This is a genomic window from Thermoanaerobaculum aquaticum (genome assembly GCF_000687145.1).
Classification (GTDB): Bacteria; Acidobacteriota; Thermoanaerobaculia; order Thermoanaerobaculales; family Thermoanaerobaculaceae; genus Thermoanaerobaculum; species Thermoanaerobaculum aquaticum.
The window spans coordinates 78,564-85,000 of sequence record NZ_JMFG01000020.1; the positions used below are offsets into that span (position 1 = coordinate 78,564).

At 65.6% G+C, this 6,437-nt stretch carries 6 protein-coding genes (1 of these 6 only partly in view); 5 read left to right on the plus strand and 1 reads right to left on the minus strand.

Annotated features, from left to right (window positions below):
- Window positions 1–44: 44 nt before the first annotated feature.
- Genes EG19_RS07695 through EG19_RS07710 form a run of 4 tightly spaced genes read left to right on the plus strand, consistent with a single transcriptional unit; the run spans window position 45 to window position 4,248 of the window.
- The gene (locus EG19_RS07695) at window positions 45–1,178 is read left to right on the plus strand and encodes an efflux RND transporter periplasmic adaptor subunit (protein ID WP_038049335.1); all 1,134 of its coding nucleotides are present in this window, start codon (window positions 45–47) and stop codon (window positions 1,176–1,178) included.
- Complete coding sequence (locus EG19_RS07700) at window positions 1,175–1,849, plus strand: ABC transporter ATP-binding protein (RefSeq protein ID WP_038049337.1); 675 nt, start codon at window positions 1,175–1,177, stop codon at window positions 1,847–1,849. Before EG19_RS07695 ends, EG19_RS07700 begins: the two co-directional genes overlap by 4 nt.
- A complete protein-coding gene (locus EG19_RS07705) occupies window positions 1,846–3,045 on the plus strand; it encodes an ABC transporter permease (protein WP_038049339.1) in 1,200 nt (399 codons plus the stop codon). Before EG19_RS07700 ends, EG19_RS07705 begins: the two co-directional genes overlap by 4 nt.
- The gene (locus EG19_RS07710) at window positions 3,046–4,248 is read left to right on the plus strand and encodes an ABC transporter permease (RefSeq protein ID WP_038049342.1); all 1,203 of its coding nucleotides are present in this window, start codon (window positions 3,046–3,048) and stop codon (window positions 4,246–4,248) included. It abuts the gene before it with no gap.
- Window positions 4,249–4,428: 180 nt separating this feature from the next.
- Here the strand turns inward: EG19_RS07710 and EG19_RS07715 are convergent, their stop codons facing one another.
- Window positions 4,429–5,022, minus strand: a complete 594-nt coding sequence (locus EG19_RS07715; protein ID WP_038049345.1) for a hypothetical protein — start codon at window positions 5,020–5,022, stop codon at window positions 4,429–4,431.
- A gap of 108 nt (window positions 5,023–5,130) precedes the next feature.
- Between EG19_RS07715 and EG19_RS07720 the strand changes: the two genes are divergently transcribed.
- Window positions 5,131–6,437, plus strand: the 5' portion of a protein-coding gene (locus EG19_RS07720) for a GMC oxidoreductase (RefSeq protein WP_081800031.1). The gene runs 268 nt beyond the window's last position; 1,307 of the gene's 1,575 nt are visible here — the first part of the coding sequence; its start codon is at window positions 5,131–5,133; the stop codon falls past the right edge of the window.

Here is a 6,437-nt window from a genome sequence, read left to right on the forward strand (position 1 = left end):
TTTCATCCCGGCAACAATTTGCCTTTTCCGCGTAAGATGAGCGCATGCGAGGCAAGGTTTGGGGGTTCGTGCTGGTAGCGGCAGTGGGAGGGGCGGCGGCTTGGGTTTTTCTGCATAACTCGCCGCCGGTGGTTGTGGATGTGGCCAGGGTCAGCCGCGGTGTGGTGGAGGAAATCGTGGCCAACACCCGGGCGGGAACGGTAAAGGCCCGGTGGCGCTCCAAGCTTTCCCCGCAAACCGGGGGGAGGGTGGTGGCCGTGCCCCACCGCGAAGGGGAGTGGGTCAAGGCCGGCGAGCTGTTGCTGAAGCTGGACGACCGGGTGCAGCAGGCGCAGCTGCAGCTTGCGGAAAAAGAGCTGAAGGCGGCGCGGTTTCGGGCCCAGGAAGCCTGCGAGGCGGCGGAGCTGGCCCAGCGGGAATGGGCCCGCGGCCAGGCGCTGGCGTCGGAAGGGGTGGTGAGCGCGCAAAACCTGGACCTTCTAGCCTCCCGCCGGGACCAGCTCCGGGCTTCCTGCGTGGCGGCGCAAGCCCTGGTGGAACAAGCGGAAGCGCAAGTTCATGTGGCCCAAGCGCAGCTGGCCCTTACCGAGCTTTTGGCTCCTTTTTCCGGGGTGATTGCCGAGCTTTCCACGGAAGTGGGTGAGTGGATCACGCCGGCACCCCCAGGGGTTCCCATCCCGCCGGTGATTGACCTTTTGGACCCGGCCTCGCTGTACGTGGTGGCCCCCATTGATGAGCTGGATGTGGCGCGGGTGGCGGTGGGGCAGGAGGTGCGGGTGAGCGTGGACCCCAGGCCGGGCGTCACCTTCTGGGGGAAGGTAACCAAGCTTGCCCCGTACATCCTCGACCTGGCCGAGCAAAACCGCACCGCCGATGTGGAGGTGGAGTTTAACGCCGGGCAGGACCTTTCTGGTGTTTTGCCGGGCGCTTCCGCTGATGTGGAAATTGTGGTTTCCCGCAAGGAAAACGCTCTGCGCATCCCCACTTCGGCGGTAGGCGAAGGGAAAAAGGTGTTGGTGCTGGAAGGTGGAAGGCTTGTGGAGCGGCCGGTGACCACAGGCCTGGCCAACTGGCAGTACACCGAGGTGCTTTCGGGGCTGGCCGAGGGCGAAGAGGTGGTGGTTTCCAGAGATCGCCCGGAAATCAAGCCCGGCGTGCGGGCGGTGGGCCGGCCATGATCCGTCTGGAAAACGTCACCCGGGTGTACCGCTTGGGTGAGGCCGAAGTACGGGCTTTGGCTGGGGTTTCGCTCACCATTCCCCAGGGGAGCTTCACCGCGCTGATGGGGCCTTCGGGTTCAGGAAAGTCCACGCTTTTGCACATCCTTGGGCTTTTGGATAGGCCCACCGGCGGGCGCTACCTGTTGCAGGAGCGCGATGTGGGGGAGCTTTCGGATTCCGAGCGCACGCTTTTACGGCGGCATACCATTGGCTTTGTGTTTCAGTTTTTTCATCTGTTACCGCGCCTGACGGCCTTGGGAAACGTAGAGCTGCCCATGCTGTTTGCCGGGTTTCCCCGCAGCGAGCGGCGGGAGCGGGCGGAAGCGGCGCTGGCAGCTGTGGGTCTGGCCCACCGGGCCTCCCATCGCCCCGACCAGCTTTCCGGAGGGGAGCGCCAGCGGGTGGCCCTGGCCCGGGCGGTGGTCATGCGCCCCAAGTTGCTTTTGGCCGACGAACCCACCGGCAACCTGGATCGAGCCTCCGCTCGGGAAATCATGGAGCTCATCTCCGGGCTCAACCGGGAAGGGCTCACGGTGGTGCTGGTTACCCACGATCCCGCCATTGCCGCGTATGCCGGCAGGGTCTTGCGGATGGCTGACGGTCAGGTGGTGGGCGAAGAAAGGCCATGAGCTTGCAGGACCTTCTGGCCTTTGCCCTGGGGGCCCTGCGCGGCCACCGCTTGCGCACGGCCCTCACGGTGCTGGGCATTGCTGTGGGCATTGGGGCCGTAGTGGCGCTCACCGCCCTGGGGGAGGGTGCCCGGCGGTACGTGGTGCAGGAGTTTGCGGCTTTGGGCTCCAACCTCTTGATCGTGCTGCCGGGCAAGGTGGAAACCTCAGGCGCCGCTCCCTACGGAGGGGTGCTGCGGGACCTCACCCTGGACGACTTTCAAGCTGTGGCCCGGGTGGCCGGGGTAAAAAAAGCAGCACCGCTTGCTTCTGGCGCGGAAACCGTGCGCTTCGGTGACCTTTCCCGCTCGGTCCCGGTTTTGGGTACCACCGCCGATTTTGTGGTCGTTCGGCGGCTGGTGGTTTCCCACGGGAGCTTCCTGCCGTCCCGGGACCCCCATGCCGGCGGCTTCGAAATCGTGCTGGGCTTTAAGGTTGCCCGGGAGCTTTTCGGCAGCCAGAGCCCTTTGGGGAAAACCGTGCGGGTGGGGCCTTACCGCTTTCGGGTGGTGGGGGTCCTGGCCCCCCGCGGGCGCGGCCTGGGCTTTGACTTCGACGAGCTGGTGTTCATCCCCGTGCGCACCGCCATGCGCATCTTTAACCGCACCTCGCTTTTCCGCATCTTGGTGGAGTGCCACGACCACCGGGAGATGAACACGGTGCGAAAGCGGGTGGAGGAGGAGCTTTACCGGCGCCACAGGGCCGAGGACGTCACGGTGGTGAGCCAGGAAGCGCTGGTGGAGGCGTTTTCCTCAATCCTGCGGGCGCTCACCTGGGCACTGTCGGGGATTGCCGCGGTTTCGCTTTTGGTGGCCGGCATCGGCATCATGAACGTGATGCTGGTGGCCGTCACCGAGCGGCGGCGGGAAATTGGCCTGCTGAAGGCCGTGGGGGTCACCAACCACCAGGTTTTGATGGTGTTCCTGGCCGAGGCCTTGATTCTGGCGACGGTGGGCGGGGCCCTGGGTTTGGGTTTGGGGAGCGCCAGCGTGTGGGTTTTTGTGGGCTTTTACCCGAGCTTTCCCGCCACCACCCCGCCCTGGGCCTTTGCCACGGCGCTTGCGGTGGCCTTGAGCGTTGGTGCGCTTTTTGGCCTCTGGCCGGCCGCCCGGGCGGCGCGGGTTGACCCGGTGCTGGCCCTTTCGGGAGGGAGGTAGGTGAACTTCGGCAACCTCCTGCGCTTTGCCTGGCAGGCACTTCTAGCTCACCCCCTGCGGACCTCGCTTTCCGCCCTGGGGGTAGCGGTGGGGGTGCTGGCGGTTACCGCCCTGACCTCGCTGGGGGAGGGAACCCGCCGCTTCATCCTCGGCCAGTTCACCCAGTTTGGCACCAACCTCATTGCCGTCAACCCGGGAAAGGTCAAGACCTTTGGGCTTCCCGGCGTTTTTGGGGGAGGGGTGCAAAAGCTCACCCTGGAGGACGCGGAAGCCCTTCGCCGGGTTCCCGGGGTGGAGAAGCTCACGCCGGTGGTGATGGGGCAAGCGCGGGTGGAGGCGAAAAACCGGGGGCGCAGCGTGTACGTTTACGGCACCGGTCCGGAAGCTACGCAAGTGTGGCGCTTCCACGTGGCGCAGGGGAGCTACCTGCCTGTGATTGAAACACACCGACAAGCGGCGGTGGCGGTGCTGGGCCCGAAGCTGGCCCGGGAGCTTTTTGGCACCGGCTCGCCCTTGGGGGAGCGGGTGCGCATCGGCGGCCGGCCTTTTCTGGTGGTGGGGATCATGGAGCCCAAGGGGCGGTTTTTGGGCTTTGATTTGGACGATGCCTGCTACGTGCCGGTAGCTTCCGCCATGGCCCTGTTTCGGGCTTCCGAGCTCACGGAAATTGACGTCTCGGCGGTGTCGGCGGAAGCCATTCCCGCCGTGGTGGAAGGTATCAAGAAGCTGCTTGCCGCTCGCCACCGGGGGGAGGAGGACTTCACGGTGACCACCCAGAACGAAATGCTGGACACCCTGGGCCGGGTCATGGACATCGTGACCGTGGCGGTTTCCGGGATTGCCGGCATTTCGCTGTTGGTGGGCGCCATTGGCATCCTCACCATCATGTGGATTGCCGTGCATGAACGCACGGCGGAAATTGGGCTTTTGCGGGCTTTGGGGGTGGAGCAGCGGACGCTGGCCACGCTTTTCCTGCTGGAATCCGCGCTGGTGGCGGTGGCCGGAGGGCTTGCGGGGCTTGCGGCCAGTACGCTCCTGGGCGCGGTGCTGCGCACGGCCATTCCCGGCTTTCCCTTTGCCACCCCATCCTGGGCGGTGTTGGCGGGGCTGGGCTCCAGTTTGGGGGTGGGCCTGGCCGCTGGGGTTTTGCCCGCCCGCCGGGCCGCCCAGGTGGACCCCGTGGAAGCCCTGCGGGAGGAGTAATCCTTGGGGGGTGTTTAGGGGACCGCTTACGAGCCACGTTGCTGGCGGTTGCCCAACCACCACGCAATGGCCAGCGGGAGAATGACCAGAAGGAAAGCCCAGAAAAGAATCACGTGCATGCCCACCCTCCGCGCGTAGTTTACCTGCTGCTGGGGGGCCACCGCTTCGGAAGGGCCGGAACTAGTTGGTGAGGTAAACGTACACGGTCACCGCCACCGTGCGGTCCGAAGCGTTGTAAAGCAGCACCCGGTAGCGGGGAAAGGCCACGGTGGCGCGCAGGGGCTGGGAAGCAAAGTAGGGCGGTGAGCCTGGGCTGGAGAGCGCATGGCTTTCCACGGCAAAGAGCAGCTGCCCCTGTTCTTCCCAAGCGCGGGTGGGCAGCTCCTCGGCGGGGAGGAGAACGACGCCCACATCGCCAGCTTTGGTAGGAGCCGAGCGCTGCATGCCGGCCAGGGAAACCACCATGGCGGCAAAGCCCTCGGTGTCCACGGTGCCGGCGCGCACCAGGCGCGTCACATCGGTTTTTTGCACCGGCGGCACCTCCACTTCGCCAATGGTGATGGCTTTGCCCTGGGGGATGGGTCCGCGAATGGAAACCTCCCCTTCAATGGGGCCGGCCAGCCGCACTTCCCCTTCCACCCTTACGGTTTCGGGCTGGTTCACCACGAAAACCGGTTGGGCCTTTTCCGGAGCCTGGGCACGAACGCCAGTAACCTGGGGAACCAACAGCAGCAAAAGCACGGTTAGGCCAAGGTGGGGACCAAAGGATTTCATGGACGCCTCCTCACGGTTTTACGTTACCCCAACCGTGCGCGTCCGAAAGCGTACTCTTCCGGCCACTGCTGCCGTGAGAACGAGGGTAGCATGCGCTAGAGTACGGCCATGGATGCCCCACGCGTGGACGTGGTGATTGTGGGCTCGGGTTTTGGCGGCTCGGTGGCCGCCCTGCGCTTGGCAGAGAAGGGCTACCGGGTGCTGGTGCTGGAAAAGGGCCGGCGCTGGAACCCCGAGGATTTCCCCAGGTACAACTGGAACCTCCCCCGCGCCTTTTGGCTCCCCGCCTTAGGCTTTCGCGGCATCTGGGGGCTCAAGCTGCTGCGGGATGTGTTGGTGTTGCACGGCGTAGGGGTGGGGGGAGGCTCGCTGGTTTACGCCAACACGCTCATGGAGCCGGCGGCAAAGGTCTGGGAGGATCCAGGTTGGGGTCCACTGCGGGAGCGCTTCCGCGAAATCCTAAGGCATTACCCCAGCGTGTTGCGCATGCTGGGGGCTGCGGTAAATCCCCGCTTGGGTGCCGCCGATGAGGCCCTGCGGCGCGCGGCAGCGCGTCGGGGGCGGGAGCATACCTTTGCCCCTACGAGGGTTGGAGTTTTCTTTGGCGAGCCGGGGGTGGAGGTCCCCGATCCTTACTTTGGCGGCGAGGGCCCGTCGCGGGTGGGGTGCACCTTTTGCGGTGGGTGCATGACCGGCTGTCGGGTGGGGGCCAAGAACACCCTGGACCGAAATTACCTCTTCTTGGCGCAAAAGCTCGGTGCTCAGATCCAGGCGGAATGCGAGGTGGTGGCCATTGAGCCGGCCGGCCAGGGCTACCTTGTGCGCTGGCGACGGCCGGGTTTCTCCGGTGTCAGTGGGGTGGTAGCGGCGGAACGGGTGATTTTGGCGGCGGGGGTGCTGGGAACCGTCAAGCTCCTTTTGCAGTGCAAGGAACAGCGGCTCTTACCGGCACTCTCACCGCGGCTGGGCTTCCGGGTGCGCACCAACAACGAGGCCCTCCTCGGGGTGACCTCCCGCAGCCGCCAGGACCTCTGGCAAGGCGTGGCCATCGGCTCGGTCGTCCAAATGGACGAATACACCACCATGGAGCCGGTGCGTTTTGCACCCGGAAACGATGTCCTGCTGCTGTTAGGCACGCTCCTCACCGACGGGGGGCCAGGGGTTCCCCGGGGGTTGCGCTGGTTTGGGCAGGTGGTGAGGCACCCCTGGCGCTTTTTGCGGGTGACCAAGCCCTGGGGAAAAGCGGCCTCCTCGGTGGTGTTGCTGGCCATGCAAAACGAACCTTCGGAAACCCGCCTGGTGCTGAAACACCCGCTGTGGAAGCTGGGCAGGGCCACCTTGGGCTCGCGGCCGGTACAGGGAGCCCCCCGGGTGCCCTCCTACCTGCCGCTGGCCAACCAGGTGGCCCGGGAGCT